The sequence below is a fragment of the Streptomyces caelestis genome (assembly GCF_014205255.1).
GTDB classification, from domain to species: domain Bacteria; phylum Actinomycetota; class Actinomycetes; order Streptomycetales; family Streptomycetaceae; genus Streptomyces; species Streptomyces caelestis.
In genome coordinates, this window is the sequence record NZ_JACHNE010000001.1 from 6,060,653 (window position 1) to 6,081,781 (window position 21,129).

Below are 21,129 nucleotides of genomic sequence, written 5' to 3' on the forward strand. Positions count from 1 at the left end.
CGGCCCTTCGGGTTTACGGACGAGTGCGGACACTTACCGAGAAATTGCCGACGCCTCACCCAAGCCTGAACCGACCAAAGCTACCGCTTAGTAGTTAGTTCTTGTACTGTTCAGCCATGCCTGAAGCAGCCTCCGCACCGGCCGTCCGGGCCACGATCGGCGACAGCGAGTTCGACCGCGACACCGCCCTCACCCGGCGCGCGCCCGGCGTCTACGACATCGACCTCTCCGCCGGCTGGACGATCATCAGCGCCGTCAACGGCGGCTATCTGCTGGCCGTTCTGGGCCGCGCGCTGGTGGACACCCTGCCGCACGGCGACCCCTTCACCATCTCGGCGCACTACCTGACCGCCTCGCGGCCCGGCCCGGCGGTCGTCCGAACCGACGTCGTCCGCACCGGCCGGACCCTGTCGACGGGCCAGGCCTCCCTCTTCCAGTACGACGACGAGGGCCGCGAGGTGGAACGCATCCGCGTCCTCGCCTCCTACGGCGACCTGGACGCCCTGCCCGACGACGTCCGTACGACGGCCCGGCCGCCCGCGATCCCGCCGCTGGAGCACTGCTTCGGCCCGGAGGACGGCCCGGCCCCGGTGCCCGGCAGCTCGGCCCTCGCCGACCGGCTGATGCTCAAGCTGGACCCGTCGACCCTGGGCTGGGCCCTCGGCAAGCCGTCCGGCAAGGGCGAGATGCGGGCCTGGTTCGGGTTCGCGGACGGCCGTGACCACGACCCGCTCTCCGTGCTGCTGGCGGTGGATGCCCTGCCGCCCACCGCCTTCGAGCTCGGGCTGAAGGGCTGGGTGCCCACCGTCGAGCTGACCGTGCACGTCCGCTGCCGCCCGGCGCCGGGCCCGCTGCGGGTGTCGATCACCACGCGCAATCTCGCCGGCGGCTTCCTGGAGGAGGACGCCGAGGTGTGGGACAGCGCCGGCCGGCTGGTGGCGCAGTCCCGTCAGCTCGCGCGGGTCAGGCTCGGCTGAGCGTCTCGCGCCCCAGCGTCACATGCCGGGTCGGCGAGGTGACTTGAGGCACGCTTTGCCCTGCTCACAGGGCGGTCACAGGGCGGTCCCAAGGAAGCCCTGAGCGGCGTTGGTTGAGTGCCTGCCTCAGGACTTTCCCATCTTCCCTGGAGTTGGCTCTCATGAAGCGTGTGCGTCTCGTTCCTGCCGTGGCCCTGCTGGCGCTCGCACCCCTGGCCCTGGTGGGCTGCGGCTCCAGCGACTCCTCGACGTCTTCGGGCAACGGGGGTTCCGGGCAGAGCCAGGCCTGCCGGGCGCCGTCGGGGGCGCCGAGCGGTGCGCCCTCGGGGGCTCCGTCCGAGGCGCCGTCGGATAGCACGTCCCGCGGTGCCAAGCCGACCGGGACGCCGTCCGGGGTGCCTTCGGGAATGCCCAGCGGGTCGCCGGGCGGCGGGCAGGGCGGTCCTGGGGGCGGCCAGGGCGGCGGCTGCGGGGGACCGGGCGGCGGGGGCCAGGCCGCCGGCGGGCAGGGGCAGCAGGCCAAGTAGGCGTACGCGGACGGGCCCGGCCCGTCCGGGACACGGCAGGGGCGGCGCGCTCGACGAACGGGCGCGGCCGCCCCTGCTGTCGCTCCCGGCGTGCGGTCAGTCCAGCCAGTGATGGCGGCCCAGGCCGATCAGCCGCATCTGGCGGGTCGCCACCCGCGTGGCGTGCCGGGTCCGCTCCTCGCGCTCCTGCTCCGGCCCCTCCAGCGCCTCCAGGAAGAGCGACGCGGTGATCAGCATCTGGTCGACGTAGAGGTGCGCGAGCATCAGCAGGTCGTCCTCGGTCCAGCCCGCGGACACCGGGTCCTTGGCCAGTTCGTCCCTGACCTCCTGGGTGAACCGGGCCAGTTGTTCCCGTATGGCCTCCCGTACCGGCTGGACTCCGCCATGTCGTTCACGGGCGATGAATCGGACATGTGCGGGGTACCCGTCGACATGACGGGCGATCAACTCGATGGCGCGCGCGATGCGTTCCTCCTGGTCACCCGTTCCGGACACCGTCGTCCGGATCATCGGGTGCAGGCTGCCCAGCGCCTCCTCGACCAGGGCCACGCCCAGATCCGCCGTGGAGCGGAAGTGGCGGTAGAAGGCCGTCGGGGCGACACCGACGGCGCGGGTGACCGCGCGCAGTCCCAGGCTGCTCAGACTCTGCTCCTCCAGCAGCCCGAGGGCCGCGTCCAGGAGTGCCTGCCGGGTCTTCTGCTTCTGGGCCTGCCGGATGCCGAGCGTGTGACTCATACCATGCAGTTAACAACTGTTCTCTGGAATTGAAAAGTCGTGGGACGCGCTAGACTGAGAAGTCAGTGAACAAGTGTAACTACAACCGTTCACCGAAACTCTGGGGGTTGTTTCCCGTGCTGTTCATCGTCGCCGCGCTCCTGCTGCTGGGTGTCGTCCTGGGCACCGTGGCCCACGCGCCGCTCACCTTCTCCGTCGCCGCGGGCGTGGTCATCGCCGTCTGGCTCGGCATCTTCGCGCTCCGCGAGCGTCACGGCCGCCGGCGCCACACGCAGGCCCACTGACCCCGAGCACGCTCACCGAGCACCACACCACCGATCCGACACCGGGAGTCGATCACCATGCAGCTCACCGCACCGGCCAGCCGCCGCACCGGTATCCGCGACACCGACGGCATGGCCGTCGCGTCCTTCGTCCTGGGCCTGCTGGGCCTGCTGGTCCTGAACGTCTTCCTCGGCCCGATCGCCATCGTGCTGGCGAGCATCGCCCTGTGGCGCGGCACCCAGCGCCGTGGCCGCGCGTTCCTGGGTCTGGGCCTCGGCATCGCCGACCTGGTGGTCCTGGCGGCGTTCATGCAGGCCGACAGCACGATCTCCTGGAGCTTCTGAGCCGTCGCCGGACAGCCTTTCGCCGACACGGCGCAGCCGGCCCGGGGGCGACGGGCCGCAGCCGCGCGGTAAAGCGGTTCGCTTCTCCTCAGTTCGGCCAGCCTTGATCTGAGGGCGGCCGGAGGGGAGCCGTAGAATCGGGCTCACCATGGCTTACCTCGACCACGCCGCGACCACCCCGATGCTCCCGGAGGCGGCAGAGGCGCTCACCGCCCACCTGGGTGCCACCGGCAACGCCTCCTCCCTCCACGCATCCGGCCGGCAGGCCCGCCGCACCGTCGAGGAGGCCCGCGAGACCCTCGCCGAAGCCCTCGGCGCCCGTCCCAGCGAGGTCGTCTTCACCTCGGGCGGTACGGAGGCCGACAACCTCGCCGTCAAGGGCCTTTACTGGTCACGCCGTGACGCCGACCCGGCCCGCACGCGCGTCCTCGCCAGCCCCGTCGAGCACCACGCGGTCCTCGACGCCGTGCACTGGCTCGGCGAACACGAGGGCGCCACCATCGAGTACCTGCCCGTCGACGCCCACGGACGCGTCCACCCGGACGCCCTGCGCGAGGCGATCGCCCGCGACCCCGACGACGTGGCCCTCGCCACCGTCATGTGGGCGAACAACGAGATCGGCACGATTCTGCCGATCCGCGAACTCGCCGACGTGGCCGCCGAGTTCGGTGTCCCGCTGCACTCGGACGCCGTCCAGGCCTTCGGCCAGATCCCCGTGGACTTCGCCGCCTCCGGCCTCGCCGCGATGACGGTGTCGGGCCACAAGATCGGCGGCCCGTACGGCATCGGCGCGCTCATCCTCGGCCGCGAGCACGCCCCCGTGCCCGTCCTGCACGGCGGCGGCCAGGAACGCCACGTCCGCTCCGGCACACTCGACGTGCCCGCCATCGCCTCCTTCGCGGTCGCCGGCCGGCTGGCCGCCGAGCAGCGCGAGTGGTTCGCCCGCGAGATCGGAGCCCTGCGCGACGCCCTCGTCACCGCCGTCCGTACGGCGGTGCCGGACGCGATCCTCGGCGGCGACCCGGACCCGGAGGGACGCCTCCCGGCCAACGCGCACTTCACCTTCCCCGGCTGCGAGGGCGACTCCCTGCTGCTCCTCCTCGACGCCCAGGGCATCGAGTGCTCCACCGGCTCCGCCTGCACCGCCGGCGTCGCACAGCCCAGCCACGTCCTCCTCGCCACCGGCACCGCCCCGGACCTGGCCCGCGGCACCCTCCGTTTCTCCCTCGGCCACACCTCGACGGAGGCCGATGTCGAGGCCCTGGCGAAGGCCATCGGCCCGGCCGTTGAGCGGGCGCGGGCGGCGGGGCTGACGTAGGGACCGGCGCGATCCCGGGGGCGTGCGGCGCTCGGCGCGGACCGGGGACGTGCGGCGCTCGGCGCCGGCCCTTGCCCGGGGCCGGGCCCGGGCGGACGTTCCGGACGTGAACGTCGTCACGCAGGTCTTCGTCCCGCTCGCCGCCTGATCCACTCGGACTCGGACTCGTCGCCGGCGCCGTGGCCCCGCACACCGGGGGCATCACGGCCGCGCGCCCTGATCGGCTACCTGTGCGGGTTCCTGATCGCGTCCGCGGTCCTCATCGCGCTGTCGTTTGCCCCGGCTGTGGCGCGGGGCGCTCGGCCAGGGGCTGGCATCCGCCGTCGCGCTCGTGGCCGCCCCGTTCCGACCGGTCAGGCCGACGCCGTACGCGCCTCGCGGACCAGCCGCATGTACGTGTCCCAGTCCCAGTGCGGCCCCGGGTCCGTGTGGTCCGTGCCCGGGACCTCCACGTGACCGATGATGTGCTCGCGGTCGACGGGGATGTCGTAGCGCGCGCAGATCCGGGCCGTGAGGCGGGCCGAGGCCTCGTACATCTCGTCAGTGAAGTCCTGCGGGCGGTCCACGAAGCCCGCGTGCTCGATGCCGACACTGCGCTCGTTGTAGTCGCGGTTGCCCGCGTGGTACGCCACGTCCAGCTCGCGGATCATCTGCGCGATGTGCCCGTCCTTGCGGACGATGTAGTGCGACGCCGCTCCGTGCGACGGGTCCTGGAAGACCCGCACGGCGCTGTCGAAGCTGCCCTGGGTGACGTGGATGACCACCATGTCTATGCCGTAGTCGTCGGGACGGTCCGCGCGGCGCCAGTTGGCGTCCGACGCGGCCACCCAGCGCGCGCCCGCGTAGTCGACCTCGCCGACCTTGCGGGGCTTCTCGACACCCGGCACGCGCCACCACAGACGCGCCAGCTCGTCCCGGGCCAGCAGGGCAGAGCCCGCCGCGGCCACCGTGCCACCGATCAGCAGCGCGCGACGGCCGACCTTCCGGTCGCCGTCCTTCGAAGCCTTCCGCTGTCCCATGTGATCGCCAACGGATACCCGGCGGCCTTGGTTCCCGCGCCCCCGTACCCTGGAAGGGTTATGACTGACACCCCGCAGCGCACCCGTCCCCTCCGCGTCCTGGCCGCCATGTCCGGCGGAGTCGACTCCGCCGTCGCCGCCGCCCGCGCGGCCGAGGCGGGCCACGACGTGACCGGCGTCCACCTCGCGCTCTCCGCCAACCCCCAATCCTTCCGCACGGGCGCGCGGGGCTGCTGCACCATCGAGGACTCGCGCGACGCCCGCCGCGCCGCGGACGTCATCGGCATCCCCTTCTACGTGTGGGACCTCGCCGACCGCTTCCGTGAGGACGTCGTCGAGGACTTCGTCGCCGAGTACGAGGCCGGGCGCACCCCCAACCCCTGCCTGCGCTGCAACGAGAAGATCAAGTTCGCGGCGCTGCTGGACAAGGCGCTGGCGCTGGGCTTCGACGCCGTCTGCACGGGCCACTACGCCAAGGTGATCGTCCACGAGGACGGCACGCGCGAGCTGCACCGCGCCTCCGACATGGCCAAGGACCAGTCGTACGTCCTCGGTGTCCTGGACGACAGGCAGCTCGCCCACGCGATGTTCCCCCTCGGTGACACGGTCACCACCAAGGACGAGATCCGCGCGGAGGCCGAGCGCAGGGGCCTGGCGGTGGCCAAGAAGCCCGACTCGCACGACATCTGCTTCATCGCCGACGGCGACACCCAGGGCTTCCTGGCCGACCGGCTCGGCAGGTCCGAGGGCGACATCGTCGACGAGTCCGGCAACCGGCTCGGCACGCACGAGGGCGCGTACGGCTTCACCATCGGCCAGCGCAAGGGCCTGCGCATCGGCACCCCGGCGCCCGACGGCAAGCCGCGCTACGTCCTCGACATCTCCCCGGTCACCAACACGGTCACGGTCGGCCCGGCCGACGCACTGGACGTCAACGCCCTGACCGCGATCAAGCCGCGCTGGTGCGGCGTCGCCCCCAGCGGCCCGGGCACCTACACGGCCCAGCTCCGCGCCCACGGCGGCGAGACCGAGGTCACCGCCGAGCTGGTCGACGGCCGGCTGGAGGTGTCGTTCGCGGAGCCGGTCCGCGGCGTCGCCCCCGGCCAGGCGATCGTCCTGTACGACGGCACACGCGTGGTGGGCTCGGCGACGATCGCGTCGACCAGGCGGGCGACGGCGGGCGTGGCCTGACCCCGCGGGGTGCGGACATCCGGGGCAGGCATGCCTCACGCGCGCGTGCCCCGTCCGGCTCAGCCGCCACGCGCGCGTGCCTCCGTCCCTCTCAGCCGCCGCGTGCTCACCCCCGCGTGAAGAACTCCGCCAGCGCCGGCGCCAGCACGTTCGGCTCCACCATGTGCGTCTGGCCCTGGAGCGTGCGGTACGACCCGTCGGGGACGGAGTCCGCGATCGCCCGGGCCGCCTCGCGCAGCCAGCCGGGGCTCGCGTCGCCCGCGACCGCCAGCACGGGGACGCCGATCGAGGCCAGCCGGGCGCGCGGGACCCGGCCGTCGCGCATGACGGCGTCGTCGTAGGCGAGGCTCGGGGCGAGCGCCTCCATGCCGGCCCACATGGGGGACTGGCGGGCGCCCTGGATCACCCCCTCGGCCAGGCCGGTCAGCCGCAGGAACAGCTCGACCGCGTCCCCGCGCCGCCCCTCGCCGAGTGCCTCCGTCAGACGCGCGGTGTACTCCGCGCGCTCCCTGGCGCCCTCCTCGGACATCGTGAACGGCGTCTCGTAGACCGCGACGCGCCGCACCGGCAGGCCGCTCGCCGCCGCCTCAAGTGCCAGTGCCCCGCCCGACGAGATGCCGTACAGGAACGCCTCGCCGCCCACCGCCTCGATCACCGCCGCGAGGTCCTCGACCTCACGCTCCACGGCGTACGGCGCCGTGTCCCCGCTGGCACCGCGACCCCGGCGGTCGTACACCACGGCCTGGAAACGCTCCGCGAGCGACACGGCCAGCGGCGCCAGGGTGCCGCCGGTCGACATCGCGCCGCTCACCAGGACGACCGCGGGGCCCCGGCCGGTGCTCTCGTAGGCGATGCGGGTGCCGTCACGCGAAAGGATCTTCTTGTCCATGCCCATGCAGACTGCCGCACGGCACGGTGTTCATCGATGAGGCGGGCCGCGCGTCAGCCGATCACATCACTTCCACCTCGTAGAAGCACAGGTGGTCCTTGATCTCCGCCACGTCCGGCTTCGGCTCCGGATACGCCCAGACGAGATCCGCGGCGTCCGGCAGCGACCAGTAGGACGCGGTGCCCTTGAACGGGCAGTACGTGCGCGTGCCGGACGGCGTCAGCAGGTCGAGGCGTACGTCCTCGGCCGGGATGTAGTAGCGATCGGGACAGCCCGTCTCGCGCAGGACGAGCGGCCGGTCGCTCTCCGCCAGGACCTGCCCGGCGTACACCACGCGCACGGGCCGGTCACTCTTCTTGATGGTGATGCGGTGCCCGGTGGTCACGAACGCCCTCCTCGGGGTAGCGGACTCCTCGGATACAGCGCACGTCGAAGCGGAGTTCTTCCCTCGCCGCAGGAGGCCACCCATGCGAGCCACGGAACCGGCCAGAAACCGCAGTGCCCTGGCCCACCAGGTCCGGTACGCCCTGCGCCACCCGGAGCGCGTGCCCGCGCACGCCCGGCGCGCGGTGCGAGACGCCTGGCTGCGGCTGCGATACCGCGACCACATCGCGTACTACCGCGCCGTGATGGCCTCCGACGCGGCGCGCAGCGCGGAGGCGGCGGTGGGACACAACCCCTCGCGCGAGGCGTGGCTGCGGATCGGGCGCATGCAGTTCGACTACCTCGTGAAGCACGGTCTCCGGCCGCACCACCGCATGCTGGAGATCGGCTGCGGCAACCTGCGCGCCGGGCGCCTGTTCATCGACTACCTCGACGCCGGGCACTACTACGGCATCGACATCTCGCCGCACATCCTGCTCGCCGCCCAGGACACCCTCGTGGCCGAGAAGCTCCAGCCCAATCTGCCCTACCTGGCGCTCGCCGACGACCTCACCTTCGCCTTCCTGCCCGACGCGCACTTCGACGTCGTACACGCCCACAGTGTCTTCTCGCACTCGCCGCTGCACGTCATCGAGGAGTGCTTCGCCCACGTCGGCCGGATCCTCGCGCCCGGTGGGTTCTTCGACTTCACGTTCGACCGCACCGAGGGCGAGGAGCACCAGGTGCTGCACGAGGACTTCTACTACCGGACGGCGACGCTGACCGAACTCGCCGCCAAGTACGACCTGGAGGCCCGGTTCATGGACGACTGGGAACAACTCCCGCACCGGCAGTCCAAAATGCGGGTCACCGCGACGGCGGACCGGGCCCGTACGGTGGGCTCATGAACATCTGTGTCTTCCTGTCCGCCGCCGACCTCGACGAGCGCTACACCCGTCCCGCGCGGGAGTTCGCCACGCTGCTGGGCAAGGGCGGCCACACCCTGGTGTGGGGCGGCTCCGACGTCGGCCTCATGAAGGTGGTCGCCGACGGGGTGCAGGAGGCGGGCGGCCGGCTCGTCGGCGTCTCCGTGCGGTTCCTCGCGGCCAAAACCCGCCCCGGCGTCGACGAGATGGTCGTCGCCCGTGACCTCGCCGAGCGCAAGAAGCTGCTCCTGGAGAAGGCCGACGCCGTGGTGATCATGGTCGGCGGCACCGGCACGCTCGACGAGGCGACCGAGATCCTGGAACTGAAGAAGCACGGCCACACGGACAAGCCCGTGGTCCTGCTCAACACCGCGGGCTTCTACGACGGCCTGAAGGAACAGTTCCGCCGTATGGAGGACGAGGGCTTCCTGCCTCGCCCGCTCACCGACCTGGTGTTCTTCGCGGAGGAGCCGGTGGGGGCGCTGGCGTACCTGGAGGAGAGCCGGGGCGTCGAGTGACCGCGCCCTGATGCGAGCATGGCCGGCATGGCTACTCATGTGATCACCGGAGCCGGCTCCGGCATCGGCGCCGCCGTGGCCCGCCGTCTGCACGCGCGCGGGGACGACCTCGTGCTGCACGCGCGCGACGCGGGCCGCGCGAAGGAGCTGGCGGCCGCGTTCCCCGGGGCGAAGACCCTGGTCGGCGACCTGGCCGACCCCGACAAGCTCTCCTGGGCCTTCTCCCACCAGTCGCTGCCCGACCGCGTGGACTCGCTGCTGCACATCGCCGGGGTCGTCGACCTCGGCCCGGTCGGCGAGCTCACCCCGAAGACCTGGCGTCACCAGCTCAACGTCAACCTCGTCGCTCCGGCCGAACTGACCCGCCACTTCCTGCCCCAGCTGCGTGCCGCCCGGGGCCACGTGGTCTTCGTCAACTCCGGCGCCGGTCTCAACGCCCACGCCGACTGGTCCGCGTACGCCGCCTCCAAGCACGGTCTGAAGGCCCTCGCCGACTCCCTGCGCCACGAGGAGCACGCGGGCGGCGTCCGCGTCACCTCGGTCTACCCCGGCCGCACGGCAAGCCCCATGCAGGCCAAGGTCCACCAGCAGGAGGGCAAGGAGTACGACGCGTCGAAGTGGATCGCCCCCGAGTCGGTCGCGACGACGATCCTGATGGCCCTGGACCTGCCGAGGGACGCCGAGGTCAACGACCTGACGGTACGACCGGGGAACTGACCGGCCGGGACGCTGCGTAGGCTGCTCCGGTGAGCGAAAACAGCCAGTTCAGGTTCGGTGCCGCCACGGGTGTCGGCTCCATGCCCGGAGGCGACGCCCGGGAAGCCGCCAGAACCGTCACCGGAACCTTCGAGGACTTCCCCTTCCTGCCCGAACTGCCCGCCCGCGGGCCCGGCGCGGACATGATCGGGCGGACCGCCGGCATGCTCGTCGAGCTGTACGCGCGCGTGGAGCCCAGCGGCTGGCGGCTCGGCGACCGCCCGGGACGGGACACCAAACGGGCCCGCTCCTGGCTCGGCCAGGACCTCGACGCGCTGGAGGAATTCACGCAGGAGTACCAGGGGCCGCTGAAGGTCCAGGCCGTCGGGCCCTGGACCCTCGCCGCCAACCTGGAGCTGCGAGGCGGCGAGGCCGCCCTCTCCGACCCCGGAGCCTGCCGCGACCTCGCCGCCTCCCTCGCCGAGGGGCTGCGTCTGCACCTCGCCGAGGTCCAGCGGCGGGTCCCCGGCGCGCAGATCGTCCTCCAGCTCGACGAGCCGTCCCTCACCGCCGTCCTGCGCGGCCAGGTGAAGAGCGCCAGCGGCTACCGCACCCACCGGGCCGTCGACCGGCAGATCGTCGAGGGCGCACTCCGCGACGTCGCCGGAGTGCACGGCGGCGGCCCGGTCGTCGTCCACTCCTGCGCACCGGACGTCCCGTTCGCCCTGCTGCGCCGGGCGGGCGCGGCGGCCGTCTCCTTCGACTTCTCCCTGCTCACCGAGCGTGACGACGAGGTGATCGGCGAGGCGGTGGAGGGCGGGACCCGGCTCTTCGCCGGTGTCGTCCCGTCCGCGGAGGGCCCATTGTCAGACCCTGCCGGTAGCGTCATGGGTGTCAGGACGCTGTGGCGCAGGCTGGGGCTGTCACCGGGGCTTCTCGCGGAGGCGGTCACGGTCACCCCGGCGTGCGGACTCGCGGGGGCCTCCCCGGGGTACGCGCGCGCGGCTCTCGCCCACTGCGTCCAGGCGGCGAGATCCCTCGCGGACAACCCAGAGTAACGGGAGGACGACACGGTGGCCGGCGACAAGCAAGCGGAGACGACGACGGTGCCCGCCGAGGCACGGGAGAAGCACGCGCGCCTCGCGGAGCAGATCGAGGAGCACCGCTTCCGCTACTACGTGAAGGACGCTCCCGTCGTCAGCGACGCGGAGTTCGACCAGCTGCTGCGTTCCCTGGAGGCACTGGAGGAGGAGTTCCCGGAGCTGCGCACCCCGGACTCGCCGACCCAGAAGGTCGCCGGTTCGTACGAGACGGAGTTCACGGCGGTCGAACACCGCCAGCGCATGCTCTCCCTCGACAACACCTTCAACGACGAGGAGCTCGCCGCCTGGTCGGAGCGCATCGCGAGGGAACTGGGCGAGCAGGACTACCACTTCCTGTGCGAGCTGAAGGTCGACGGCCTCGCCGTGAACCTCACCTACGAGCACGGCCGTCTGACCCGCGCGGCGACCCGCGGCGACGGCCGCACCGGCGAGGACATCACTCCGAACGTCCGGACGATCGCGGAGATCCCGGAGCGCCTCAAGGGCGACTCCGTCCCCGACCTCGTGGAGATCCGCGGCGAGGTCTACTTCCCGATGGAGAAGTTCCAGGAGCTCAACGCCCGTCTGGTCGAGGCCGGTGACAAGCCCTTCGCCAACCCGCGCAACGCGGCGGCCGGTTCACTGCGCCAGAAGGACCCGCGCGTCACGGCCACCCGCCCGCTGCACATGGTGGTCCACGGCATCGGCGCCCTGGAGGGCTTCACCGGCCTGACCCGCCTCTCCCAGGCCTACGACCTGCTCAAGACCTGGGGCCTGCCCACCTCCCGGCACAACAAGGTGGTCGACGGCCTCGACGGCGTACGGGAGTTCATCGCGTACTTCGGCGAGAACCGCCACTCCGTGGAGCACGAGATCGACGGCGTGGTCGTCAAGCTCGACGAGATCCCGCTCCAGGGCCGCCTCGGCTCCACCTCGCGCGCCCCGCGCTGGGCGATCGCGTACAAGTACGCGCCGGAGGAGGTCAACACCAAGCTCGTCAACATCCGCGTGGGCGTGGGCCGTACGGGCCGGGTCACGCCGTACGCCCAGGTCGAGCCGGTCACGGTCGCGGGCTCCGAGGTCGAGTTCGCCACGCTGCACAACCAGGACGTGGTCAAGGCCAAGGGCGTCCTCATCGGTGACACGGTGGTGCTGCGCAAGGCCGGTGACGTCATCCCGGAGATCCTCGGGCCCGTCGCCGACCTGCGGGACGGCAGCGAGGAGGAGTTCGTCATGCCGAGCGAGTGCCCCGAGTGCGGCACGCCGCTCCGGCCCATGAAGGAGGGCGACGTCGACCTGCGCTGCCCCAACGCCCGCACCTGCCCCGCCCAGTTGCGCGAGCGCCTGTTCTACCTCGCGGGCCGCAAGGCGCTGGACATCGAGAACTTCGGCTACGTCGCCGCCGCCGCCCTCACCAAGCCGCTGGAGCCCGAGGAGCCGCCCCTGGCGGACGAGGGCGACCTGTTCGACCTCACCGTCGAACAGCTGCTGCCCATCAAGGCGTACGTCCTCGACCAGGACAGCGGCCTGCCCAAGCGCGACCCGAAGACCGGCGAGGAGAAGGTCGTCACCGTCTTCGCGAACCAGGAGGGCAAGCCCAAGAAGAACGCGCTTGCCATGCTGGAGAACATCGCGGCGGCCAAGCAGCGCCCCCTCGCCCGGATCATCACCAGCCTGTCGATCCGTCACGTCGGACCGGTCGCCGCCGAGGCACTGGCCCGCGAGTTCCGCTCGATCGAGCGCATCGACCAGGCCACGGAGGAGGAGCTGGCGGTCACCGAGGGCGTCGGCCCGACCATCGCCGCCTCCCTCAAGCAGTGGTTCGCCGAGGACTGGCACCGCGAGATCATCCGAAAGTGGAAGGCCGCCGGCGTCCGCATGGAGGAGGAGAGCACCGGCGAGGACGAGGGGCCGCGCCCGCTCGAAGGGCTCACCGTCGTCGTCACGGGCACCCTCGAACACTTCACGCGGGACGGCGCCAAGGAGGCGTTGCAGAGCCGCGGAGCGAAAGTGACCGGTTCGGTTTCGAAGAAGACGTCATTCGTCGTCGTGGGTGACAGTCCTGGTTCGAAATACGACAAGGCGATGCAGCTGAAGGTCCCGGTCCTGAACGAGGAGGGTTTCGGGGTCCTGCTGGAACAAGGACCGGACGCGGCGGCCGAAGTCGCTCTTTCGGCCGAGGAGTAGCGGTTGAAGGCCACCCGTTCGGCGCATACCAGATGCATACGGGTGGCTGGGGCGCATTCGGGCAACCGTCGGCGACCGCTGCCCGTGGAAGCCTTCTGCGGCCTACTGTTGAGATGTGCGCCTGCCGTGCCCAGCTGCGGTCGGGGCATCTTCGTGTTCGCGGAGCACGGGGAAGGGTTTTCCAACGCGGGCCGCCCAAGGGTTGTCGGGCACCGGGCCGCGGGGCGTGGGCACCGCCGGCTGTGAGAGGGACGGGAATGGAACCGACCGAGAGCGCCGTGCCGGGCTCACGGCTGCGCCTGCGCCGCATGGCGGTCGTATGGCGTGCAGTCCGTGGGACAGGCCGGCCGGCGGGGCGTCCGGGCGCGGAAGCGCGCGCCCTCGGACAGTACACCGCGGACGGGCGCGCCTCCGAGGGGCGCGCCGCGGCGGACGGCCGCGGCGCCGCACAGCCGGTCACCGAGCACACGTCCGGCCTGACCGGCGAGGACGGGGACACGGAACGGCACCTGTCCTGGCCCGCGCTGCCCGCGGCGGTCGTCGCGGCGGCCGGGTTCGTCCTGGGCGCCGGCTTCTACCGCGCCTTCACCGGCGACCACGCGCTCTTCCCGTCCGGCACGGCCGGCTGGGCGCTGGCCGTGCTGACCGGCATCATCGTCGGCCACCTCGTGATGCTCGGCCGCTCCCGCTGGTGGGGCGGCACCGGCTCGGGCGCCGCCCTCACGCTCGCCGTGCTGCTGCTGTACGGCTGGGTACCGGCCGGCATGGTCAGCCTCACGGTCGTCGTGCTGGTCGGCATAGCCCGCCGCAACCGCTGGCGCCAGGGCATCCTGCACGGGGCGGTCGACCTCCTCGGCATCGGCGCCGGCGCCCTGGTGCTGGGCGTCTTCGGATCCATACCGTCCGTCGAGTCCCCCTCGGATCCGGACAGCTGGACGCTGTACACCGCGTCCGAGGTGGTCATGGTCGCCGTCGCCTACCTGGCGGTCAGCCGCGTCCTGCTGTGGTACCTGCACGCCCCGCGCTCCGGCCTGCCCACCGTCGCCCGCACCGCCCTGGTCAGACAGGGCCTGGTCGCGGTCGCGCTGCTGGGGATCGCGCCGCTGGTCTGCGTGGTGGCCGTGGCCAAGCCGATCCTGCTGCCGCTGTTCTCCATCCCCCTCATCGCCCTGGACTCCACGCTCTGGATAGCCCGGGCCCGGGCCGAGGAGCAGCTGCGCGACCCGCTGACCGGGCTGCCCAACCGTCAGTGGCTCCTGGAGCGCATCTGGACCGCGCTGGACGACGCCGAGCGGATCGATGCGCGCGCCGCCCTGATGCTGATCGACCTGGACCGTTTCCGGTCGGTCAACGACACGCTCGGTCATCTGGCCGGTGACCGGCTGCTGCTCCAGATCGCCGACCGGCTGCAGGTGGCGCTGCCGCGGGGCGCGGAGGCCGCACGGCTCGGCGGGGACGAGTTCGCCGTCTTACTGCCGGTCGCCGACTCCACGACGTCCGCGACCCGGATCGCCCGCAACCTGGTCGCGGCGCTCAGCTGCCCGCTCGACCTCGACGGCCTCACCCTCGTCCTGGAGGCCAGCGCCGGGGTCGCCGTCTTCCCCGACCACGCGCTGGACGCCGAAGGGCTGCTGCGGCGGGCGGACGTGGCGATGTACCAGGCGAAGCGGGACCGCACGGGCGTGGAGGTCTACGAGTCCAAGCGCGACTCGAACACCCCGGACCGGCTCGGTCTGCTGGGAGACCTCCGCAGGGCGCTGGACGCCCACGAGGTCGAGCTGCACTACCAGCCCAAGGTCCGCTTCGACGGACAGGTCGCGGGTCTGGAGGCCCTGGTCCGCTGGGTGCACCCCGAGCGGGGCAAGGTGCCGCCGGACGAGTTCATAGCGATCGCCGAGTCCTCCGGCCTCATGCCCCATCTCACCGAGTACGTCCTGGAGACCGCGCTCGCCCAGGTCGCGCGGTGGCGGGCCCAGGGACTGTTCGTCCCGGTCGCGGTCAACGTCTCCCCGCGTGACGTCCACACCCCCGGCTTCGCCGGCTCGGTCGCCGCGCGGCTGGCCCGGCACGGCGTCCCGGCGGGAGCGCTCCAACTGGAGATCACGGAACACGTCCTCCTGGAGGATCCGCAGCGCGCCGCCGACACCCTCAACGGGCTGACCGGGCACGGCGTGAAGATGTCCCTGGACGACTTCGGCACGGGGTACTCGTCGCTGGTGCACCTGCGCAAGCTCCCGGTCAGCGAACTGAAGATCGACCGCTCGTTCGTCGCCCGGCTCGCCGTCGACACCGAGGACGCGGCGATCGTGCGCTGCACGGTCGACCTGGCGCACTCCCTCGGCCTGCTGGTCGTCGCCGAGGGCGTCGAGGACGACGAGACCTGGGAGCGTCTGCGCGACCTCGGCTGCGACGCCGTCCAGGGCTGGCTGGTCGCCGCCGCGATGCCCCCCGAGGAGACCACGGCCTGGCTCCGCGCCCGGGGCTCCCGCGGCTGGCAACGCCCCCGGGCCGCCCTCCCGGCGGCGACGGCGGACGACTCGGGCCGCATCGCCTAGATCCCGGACCGGACCTGTTCCGTTTCCCTTCCCGGGCCACTCCGGCAGGGCCGGGCCACCGGGCCCGGCGAAACCGTTTCACGGTCACAGCTGCCCGCCCCATAGGATTAGGACCTGGCGCCACATTCCCGCCTGCCGTGCGACGCCTGGCACGCACGCTCGCCGCGTTGCCGAATCGCCCACGTGGCTGTGCCACGAGGACGCTCCGGCGCCTTGCGATCGCTCGCGCCGGACGCCGCACGGCCCGCCCTCCGGGCGGACGACGGGAATGTGACGCCAGGTCCTAGGCCCAAACCACACACACTCACCCCAGAGGATCGCTGCATGCCTGGCATCACGCGCGAGGAGGTCGCCCACCTCGCCCGGCTGGCGCGTCTGGAGCTGAAGCCCGAAGAGCTCGACCACTTCGCGGGACAGCTGGACGACATCATCGGCGCGGTGGCCCGCGTCAGCGAGGTCGCCGACCAAGACGTACCGCCGACCTCGCACCCGCTCCCGCTGACGAACGTCATGCGCCCGGACGAGGTCCGTCCCTCGCTCACCCCCGAGCAGGCGCTCTCCGGAGCCCCCGCCCAGGAGCAGCAGCGTTTCAAGGTGCCGCAGATCCTGGGGGAGGAGTAACCCGCCATGACGGACAGCCCCATCATCAAGCTCACGGCCGCCGAGACCGCCGCGAAGATCGCCTCCGGCGAGCTCACGGCCGTCGAGGTCACCGAGGCCCACCTCGCCCGGATCGAGGCCGTCGACGAGAAGGTGCACGCCTTCCTGCACGTCGACCGCGAGGGCGCGCTCGCCCAGGCCCGTGCCGTCGACGAGAAGCGGGCCAAGGGGGAGAAGCTCGGTCCGCTGGCCGGTGTTCCCCTGGCGCTCAAGGACATCTTCACCACCGAGGGGATCCCGACGACCGTCGGTTCGAAGATCCTCGAAGGCTGGATCCCGCCGTACGACGCGACCGTCACCAAGCGGCTCAAGGCCGCCGACGTGGTCATCCTCGGCAAGACCAACATGGACGAGTTCGCCATGGGGTCCTCCACCGAGAACAGCGCCTACGGGCCGACCGGCAACCCCTGGGACCTGACCAGGATCCCCGGCGGCTCCGGCGGCGGTTCCTCCGCCGCGCTCGCCTCCTTCCAGGCCCCGCTCGCCATCGGCACGGACACCGGCGGCTCCATCCGCCAGCCCGCCGCCGTCACCGGCACGGTCGGTGTGAAGCCGACGTACGGCGGGGTGTCGCGCTACGGCATGGTCGCCTTCTCCTCCTCCCTCGACCAGGGCGGCCCCTGCGCCCGCACGGTCCTGGACGCGGCCCTGCTGCACGAGGTGATCGCCGGTCACGACCCGATGGACTCCACGTCGATCGACGCCCCGGTCCCGCCGGTCGTCGAGGCCGCCCGCAACGGCAGCGTCGAGGGCATGCGCGTCGGCGTCGTCAAGCAGTTCCGCGGCGAGGGCTACCAGGCAGGTGTCATCCAGCGGTTCGACGAGTCCGTCGCGCTGCTGAAGGAACTGGGCGCCGAGATCGTCGAGCTGGACTGCCCGTCCTTCGACCTGGCGCTGTCGGCGTACTACCTGATCGCGCCGTCCGAGTGCTCCTCCAACCTCGCCCGCTTCGACGGCCTGCGCTACGGTCTGCGCGCCGGTGACGACGGCACGCACTCCGCCGAGGAGGTCACCTCCCTGACCCGCGAGGCCGGCTTCGGCCCCGAGGTCAAGCGCCGCATCATGCTCGGCACGTACGCGCTGAGCTCCGGCTACTACGACGCGTACTACGGCAGCGCGCAGAAGGTCCGCACGCTCATCAAGCAGGACTTCGACAAGGCGTTCGAGCAGGTCGACGTGATCGTCTCCCCGACGACCCCGACCACCGCCTTCCCGATCGGCGAGCGCGCCGACGACCCGATGGCGATGTACCTCGCCGACCTGTGCACCATCCCGACCAACCTGGCGGGCAACGCGGCCATGTCGCTGCCGTGCGGCCTCGCCCCGGAGGACAACCTCCCGGTCGGGCTGCAGATCATCGCCCCGGTCATGAAGGACGACCGCCTCTACAAGGTCGGCGCCGCCGTCGAGGCCGCCTTCGTGGAAAAGTGGGGCCACCCGCTGATCGAGGAGGCTCCGTCGCTGTGAGCGCACTGTCCAAGGCCAAGGGCTTCAAGAGCTCCAAGTCCGGTCTGTACATCTCGATGGCCACGTCGGCCTTCGGCGCCGTCGGCGTCTACAAGCAGATCAAGAAGGCCCGCGGAGACAACGACACGCTGCGGCTGCTCGACGCCGTCGTGACCGGTGCCGCGGTCGTCACCAACCTGGCCATTCTCTATCGCGAGCTGAAGCGGCTGGGCGACGACGACGTCCTGCTGGGCTGAGAGGGAAGTTTCACCGTGACCACCACGACAGACCTGGTGTCGTACGAGGAAGCACTCGCCTCCTACGACCCCGTCATGGGCCTTGAGGTCCATGTCGAACTCGGCACCAAGACCAAGATGTTCTGCGGCTGTTCGACCGCCCTCGGGCAGGACGCCAACGCGCAGACCTGTCCCGTCTGCCTCGGCCTGCCCGGCGCGCTCCCGGTCGTCAACGCGACCGGCGTCGAGTCCGCGATCAAGATCGGCCTCGCGCTGAACTGCGAGATCGCCGAGTGGTGCCGCTTCGCCCGGAAGAACTACTTCTATCCGGACATGCCGAAGAACTTCCAGACCTCCCAGTACGACGAGCCGATCGCCTTCAACGGCTACCTCGACGTACAGCTGGAGGACGGCGAGACCTTCCGCGTGGAGATCGAGCGCGCCCACATGGAGGAGGACACCGGCAAGTCCACGCACGTGGGCGGTGCGACGGGCCGTATCCACGGCGCCTCGCACTCGCTGCTGGACTACAACCGCGCCGGCATCCCGCTCATCGAGATCGTCACCAAGCCGATCGTCGGCGCGGGCGAGCGTGCCCCCGAGGTGGCGAAGGCGTACGTCCGTGAGCTGCGCGAGGTCATCAGGGCGCTCGGCGTCTCCGAGGCCCGTATGGAGATGGGCCAGATGCGCTGCGACGTGAACCTGTCGCTGCGCCCGAACGGCACCGAGAAGTTCGGCACGCGGTCCGAGACGAAGAACGTCAACTCGCTGCGGTCCGTGGAGCGCGCGGCCCGCTTCGAGATCCAGCGGCACGCGGCCGTGCTGAGCGGCGGCGGGACGATCATCCAGGAGACACGGCACTTCCACGAGGACACGGGGTCGACGACCTCGGGCCGCGTGAAGGAGGAGGCCGAGGACTACCGGTACTTCCCGGAGCCCGACCTCGTCCCGGTGGCCCCGTCCCGCGAGTGGGTCGAGAAGCTGCGGGCCGCGCTGCCCGAGCTGCCGCTGGTCCGCCGCAACCGGCTCCGCGAGGAGTGGGGCGTCTCGGCCACCGACATGCAGGCGATCCTCAACGCCGGTGCACTGGAGCCCATCGTCGCCACCATCGAGGCCGGGGCCGACGCCGCATCCGCCCGCAAGTGGTGGATGGGCGAGCTGGCCCGCAGCGCCAACGAGTCGGGCAAGGCGCTCGACGAGCTGGCGATCACGCCGCAGCAGGTGGCCCGGGTCACGGAGCTGGTCGCGAAGGGTGACCTGAACGACAAGCTGGCCCGTCAGGTCATCGAAGGCGTCCTCGCGGGCGAAGGCACCCCGGACGAGGTCGTCGACAAGCGCGGTCTGAAGGTCGTCTCCGACGAGGGCGCCCTCACCACCGCCGTCGAGGAGGCCATCGCCGGCAACCCGGCCATCGCGGACAAGATCCGCGGAGGCAAGGTGGCGGCGGCCGGCGCCTTGGTCGGCGCGGTCATGAAGGCGACCCGTGGCCAGGCCGACGCGGCGCGCGTCAAGGAGCTGATCCTGGAGAAGCTCGGCGTCAGCGAGGGCTGAGCCCTTCGCGGACCGAGAGAGGGGGATGCACCGAACCCGGTGCATCCCCCTCTCAGTCACCTACGGGCGGCGTCCCACGACACGGACGAAGCCCAGCGTGCCGCCCTGGTCGAGGCGCAGCATCTCGGCGCACTGTCCGGCCATCCGGATGTGGAACTCGTCCGTGTGCTCCTCGGCCACGACCTCGCACCACCGCAGCCAGTCGCGCCAGCCGTCCTCCAGCCAGTCGGCCGTCTCGACCTCCACGGCCCCGCTGCGGGTCCAGTGGCGCCGCCACCAGGCGGCCGTGTGGAAGCTCCAGAAACCCGGCTCCCAGTACGGCTTGAGGTGCTCCGGCGGCTCGGCGCCGTCGATCTCCTCGCGCAGCGCCGGTACGACGACCCCGATCCGCCCGCCCGGCTTCAGCAGCCGGGTCAGCGTGGGCAGGTAGAGGTCGTCGGTGCCGAAGTACTGGTACGCGTCGACGGAGACGATCGCGTCGAAGCCGCCCTCGCCGAACGGCAGGTCGTGCGCCTCGGCGAACACGGGCAGGACGCGGTCCGCGACGCCGGCCTCGGCGATACGGGCCGCGTTCTCGTCGGGCTTGACCCACAGGTCGGCGGCGGTGACCTGGACGTCGTACTCCTTGGCCAGGAAGATCGACGTCATGGCACGTCCGCAGCCCAGGTCGAGCACGCGGGAGCCGGGGCTCAGGGTGTCGAGCCCCAGGGCCGGGGCCAGCCACTCCAGCAGCCACAGCGCGTGCGGGCCCATCTGGTTCTCGACGGTCCAGCGGGCGTCGTAGCCGTTGCTGCGCGGGTAGCCCGGGTGGCTCACACGGTCAGTGAGGGGGTCGTTCGAGGTCCGGGAAGTGATGTCCGACATCGGTGAACGGGCTCCTTGAGTCCTTGAGGAAAAAGGGGGATGCGTCGGAGCTCGGTCGGACCGTCAAACAATGCACCTGCTTCGGCCGGGCGGCGGGCTGCCGCGGGCGTTCCTCGGACCAGCGGACGCTAGCAGCCGGTCCGTCGGCCCCGCACCCGGGTTTTCCACCCGACGCGCTACCGTCTCGGCCATGAGTGGACGCGCTGATTCCGACACCGATCCTGAGATAACGGACCCGGAGGCAGCCGCCGCGCAGGACACCGAGCCGGATGCCGTGCCGGACGAACCGGATGCCGAGCCGGATGCCGAGCCGGACGACGAGCCGGACGACGAGCCGGACGACGCCGACGATCCGGCGGAGGGCGCGCGGCGGGCCCGCTGGACGGCTGCCGGCACCGGCGCCGTCCTGGCCCTCGCGGGTCTGGCCGCGGCACTGCTCCGCCTCAACCGCTCCGCACCGGTGCTCGTCCCTGCGGCGTACGCCGGCGGAGCGGCCGTCTGCGCGGGCGCCGCCGTGCTGGGCTCCCGGGGACGCACACGGCGGGCGCTGTGGCTGCTGATCGCGGGCGTGATGGTGATGGCCGTGGGGGACCAGTTCGACTAGGGCGACACGTTTCACATGATTGTCCTGTGAGCAGCCTCCCACTGTTGTGAATAAGCCCACGAATGCGACAAATGATCTCGTGCGCCTGTAAGAGTGGCTTTGCATTACTCATGCGTTCTTTGCGGGCTGTTCAGTTCATGGACGACTGTTCCCGGTCAAAGATCCACAAAAAGTCAC

At 71.6% G+C, this 21,129-nt stretch carries 22 protein-coding genes; 17 read left to right on the forward strand and 5 right to left on the reverse strand.

Features of this window, described 5'->3' with window-relative positions:
• The first annotated feature begins 116 nt into the window (after positions 1-116).
• Together HDA41_RS27925 and HDA41_RS27930 are read left to right on the forward strand one after the other, a co-directional pair.
• Positions 117-977 (forward strand): thioesterase family protein, encoded by an 861-nt coding sequence (locus HDA41_RS27925; RefSeq protein WP_184988426.1) that lies wholly within the window; start codon positions 117-119, stop codon positions 975-977.
• A 161-nt stretch (positions 978-1,138) separates the two neighbouring features.
• Positions 1,139-1,504 (forward strand): hypothetical protein, encoded by a 366-nt coding sequence (locus HDA41_RS27930; protein WP_184988428.1) that lies wholly within the window; start codon positions 1,139-1,141, stop codon positions 1,502-1,504.
• Positions 1,505-1,600: 96 nt separating this feature from the next.
• On the opposite strand, the gene HDA41_RS27935 is transcribed toward HDA41_RS27930, so the two are convergent.
• Positions 1,601-2,239 (reverse strand): TetR family transcriptional regulator, encoded by a 639-nt coding sequence (locus HDA41_RS27935; protein WP_184988431.1) that lies wholly within the window; start codon positions 2,237-2,239, stop codon positions 1,601-1,603.
• 116 nt (positions 2,240-2,355) lie between these two features.
• Between HDA41_RS27935 and HDA41_RS27940 the strand changes: the two genes are divergently transcribed.
• From HDA41_RS27940 to HDA41_RS27950, 3 genes are all read left to right on the forward strand, one after another.
• Positions 2,356-2,523 carry a hypothetical protein gene (locus HDA41_RS27940; RefSeq protein ID WP_039933717.1) on the forward strand — a complete coding sequence of 56 codons (168 nt, stop codon included), beginning with the start codon at positions 2,356-2,358 and terminating at the stop codon, positions 2,521-2,523.
• 57 nt (positions 2,524-2,580) lie between these two features.
• Positions 2,581-2,847: a DUF4190 domain-containing protein gene (locus HDA41_RS27945; RefSeq protein ID WP_184988435.1), complete on the forward strand. Its 267-nt coding sequence runs from the start codon at positions 2,581-2,583 to the stop codon at positions 2,845-2,847.
• A gap of 148 nt (positions 2,848-2,995) precedes the next feature.
• The gene (locus HDA41_RS27950; RefSeq protein ID WP_184988438.1) at positions 2,996-4,165 is read left to right on the forward strand and encodes a cysteine desulfurase family protein; all 1,170 of its coding nucleotides are present in this window, start codon (positions 2,996-2,998) and stop codon (positions 4,163-4,165) included.
• A gap of 353 nt (positions 4,166-4,518) precedes the next feature.
• On the opposite strand, the gene HDA41_RS27955 is transcribed toward HDA41_RS27950, so the two are convergent.
• Positions 4,519-5,184: an N-acetylmuramoyl-L-alanine amidase gene (locus tag HDA41_RS27955; RefSeq protein ID WP_184988441.1), complete on the reverse strand. Its 666-nt coding sequence runs from the start codon at positions 5,182-5,184 to the stop codon at positions 4,519-4,521.
• A gap of 60 nt (positions 5,185-5,244) precedes the next feature.
• Here HDA41_RS27955 and mnmA point away from each other — a divergent pair, with 60 nt between their 5' ends.
• Entirely contained in the window at positions 5,245-6,375 is a 1,131-nt protein-coding gene (gene mnmA / locus HDA41_RS27960) for a tRNA 2-thiouridine(34) synthase MnmA (protein WP_184988444.1), read from the forward strand.
• Positions 6,376-6,481: 106 nt separating this feature from the next.
• Here the strand turns inward: mnmA and HDA41_RS27965 are convergent, their stop codons facing one another.
• The gene (locus HDA41_RS27965) at positions 6,482-7,264 is read right to left on the reverse strand and encodes an alpha/beta fold hydrolase (RefSeq protein WP_184988447.1); all 783 of its coding nucleotides are present in this window, start codon (positions 7,262-7,264) and stop codon (positions 6,482-6,484) included.
• Between the two features lie 61 nt (positions 7,265-7,325).
• Positions 7,326-7,649 carry a DUF427 domain-containing protein gene (locus HDA41_RS27970; RefSeq protein WP_184988450.1) on the reverse strand — a complete coding sequence of 108 codons (324 nt, stop codon included), beginning with the start codon at positions 7,647-7,649 and terminating at the stop codon, positions 7,326-7,328.
• A gap of 82 nt (positions 7,650-7,731) precedes the next feature.
• On the opposite strand from HDA41_RS27970, the gene HDA41_RS27975 reads away from it, so the two are divergent.
• The 10 genes from HDA41_RS27975 to gatB all read left to right on the forward strand — a co-directional run bounded on the left by HDA41_RS27975 (position 7,732) and on the right by gatB (position 19,484).
• Positions 7,732-8,535, forward strand: a complete 804-nt coding sequence (locus HDA41_RS27975) for a class I SAM-dependent methyltransferase (RefSeq protein WP_184988453.1) — start codon at positions 7,732-7,734, stop codon at positions 8,533-8,535.
• The gene (locus HDA41_RS27980; RefSeq protein WP_184988456.1) at positions 8,532-9,071 is read left to right on the forward strand and encodes an LOG family protein; all 540 of its coding nucleotides are present in this window, start codon (positions 8,532-8,534) and stop codon (positions 9,069-9,071) included. The genes HDA41_RS27975 and HDA41_RS27980 overlap by 4 nt, the downstream gene beginning before the upstream one ends.
• Before the next feature lie 18 nt (positions 9,072-9,089).
• Positions 9,090-9,788 (forward strand): SDR family oxidoreductase, encoded by a 699-nt coding sequence (locus HDA41_RS27985; protein WP_184988459.1) that lies wholly within the window; start codon positions 9,090-9,092, stop codon positions 9,786-9,788.
• A 29-nt stretch (positions 9,789-9,817) separates the two neighbouring features.
• On the forward strand, positions 9,818-10,825 hold the full coding sequence (locus tag HDA41_RS27990) for a methionine synthase (RefSeq protein WP_184988462.1): 1,008 nt from the start codon (positions 9,818-9,820) through the stop codon (positions 10,823-10,825).
• 15 nt (positions 10,826-10,840) lie between these two features.
• Positions 10,841-13,036: an NAD-dependent DNA ligase LigA gene (gene ligA, locus HDA41_RS27995; protein WP_184988465.1), complete on the forward strand. Its 2,196-nt coding sequence runs from the start codon at positions 10,841-10,843 to the stop codon at positions 13,034-13,036.
• Between the two features lie 257 nt (positions 13,037-13,293).
• Complete coding sequence (locus HDA41_RS28000; RefSeq protein WP_184988468.1) at positions 13,294-15,591, forward strand: putative bifunctional diguanylate cyclase/phosphodiesterase; 2,298 nt, start codon at positions 13,294-13,296, stop codon at positions 15,589-15,591.
• Positions 15,592-15,915: 324 nt separating this feature from the next.
• The gene (gene gatC / locus HDA41_RS28005; RefSeq protein ID WP_004925108.1) at positions 15,916-16,212 is read left to right on the forward strand and encodes an Asp-tRNA(Asn)/Glu-tRNA(Gln) amidotransferase subunit GatC; all 297 of its coding nucleotides are present in this window, start codon (positions 15,916-15,918) and stop codon (positions 16,210-16,212) included.
• Positions 16,213-16,218: 6 nt separating this feature from the next.
• The gene (gene gatA, locus HDA41_RS28010) at positions 16,219-17,718 is read left to right on the forward strand and encodes an Asp-tRNA(Asn)/Glu-tRNA(Gln) amidotransferase subunit GatA (RefSeq protein ID WP_184988472.1); all 1,500 of its coding nucleotides are present in this window, start codon (positions 16,219-16,221) and stop codon (positions 17,716-17,718) included.
• Positions 17,715-17,954, forward strand: a complete 240-nt coding sequence (locus HDA41_RS28015) for a hypothetical protein (protein ID WP_086601598.1) — start codon at positions 17,715-17,717, stop codon at positions 17,952-17,954. Before gatA ends, HDA41_RS28015 begins: the two co-directional genes overlap by 4 nt.
• A 15-nt stretch (positions 17,955-17,969) precedes the next feature.
• Positions 17,970-19,484 (forward strand): Asp-tRNA(Asn)/Glu-tRNA(Gln) amidotransferase subunit GatB, encoded by a 1,515-nt coding sequence (gatB, locus tag HDA41_RS28020; RefSeq protein ID WP_184988475.1) that lies wholly within the window; start codon positions 17,970-17,972, stop codon positions 19,482-19,484.
• Between the two features lie 60 nt (positions 19,485-19,544).
• On the opposite strand, the gene HDA41_RS28025 is transcribed toward gatB, so the two are convergent.
• Entirely contained in the window at positions 19,545-20,348 is an 804-nt protein-coding gene (locus tag HDA41_RS28025; protein WP_184988478.1) for an SAM-dependent methyltransferase, read from the reverse strand.
• Between the two features lie 190 nt (positions 20,349-20,538).
• On the opposite strand from HDA41_RS28025, the gene HDA41_RS28030 reads away from it, so the two are divergent.
• Positions 20,539-20,952 carry a hypothetical protein gene (locus HDA41_RS28030; protein ID WP_184988481.1) on the forward strand — a complete coding sequence of 138 codons (414 nt, stop codon included), beginning with the start codon at positions 20,539-20,541 and terminating at the stop codon, positions 20,950-20,952.
• Positions 20,953-21,129 lie beyond the last annotated feature (177 nt).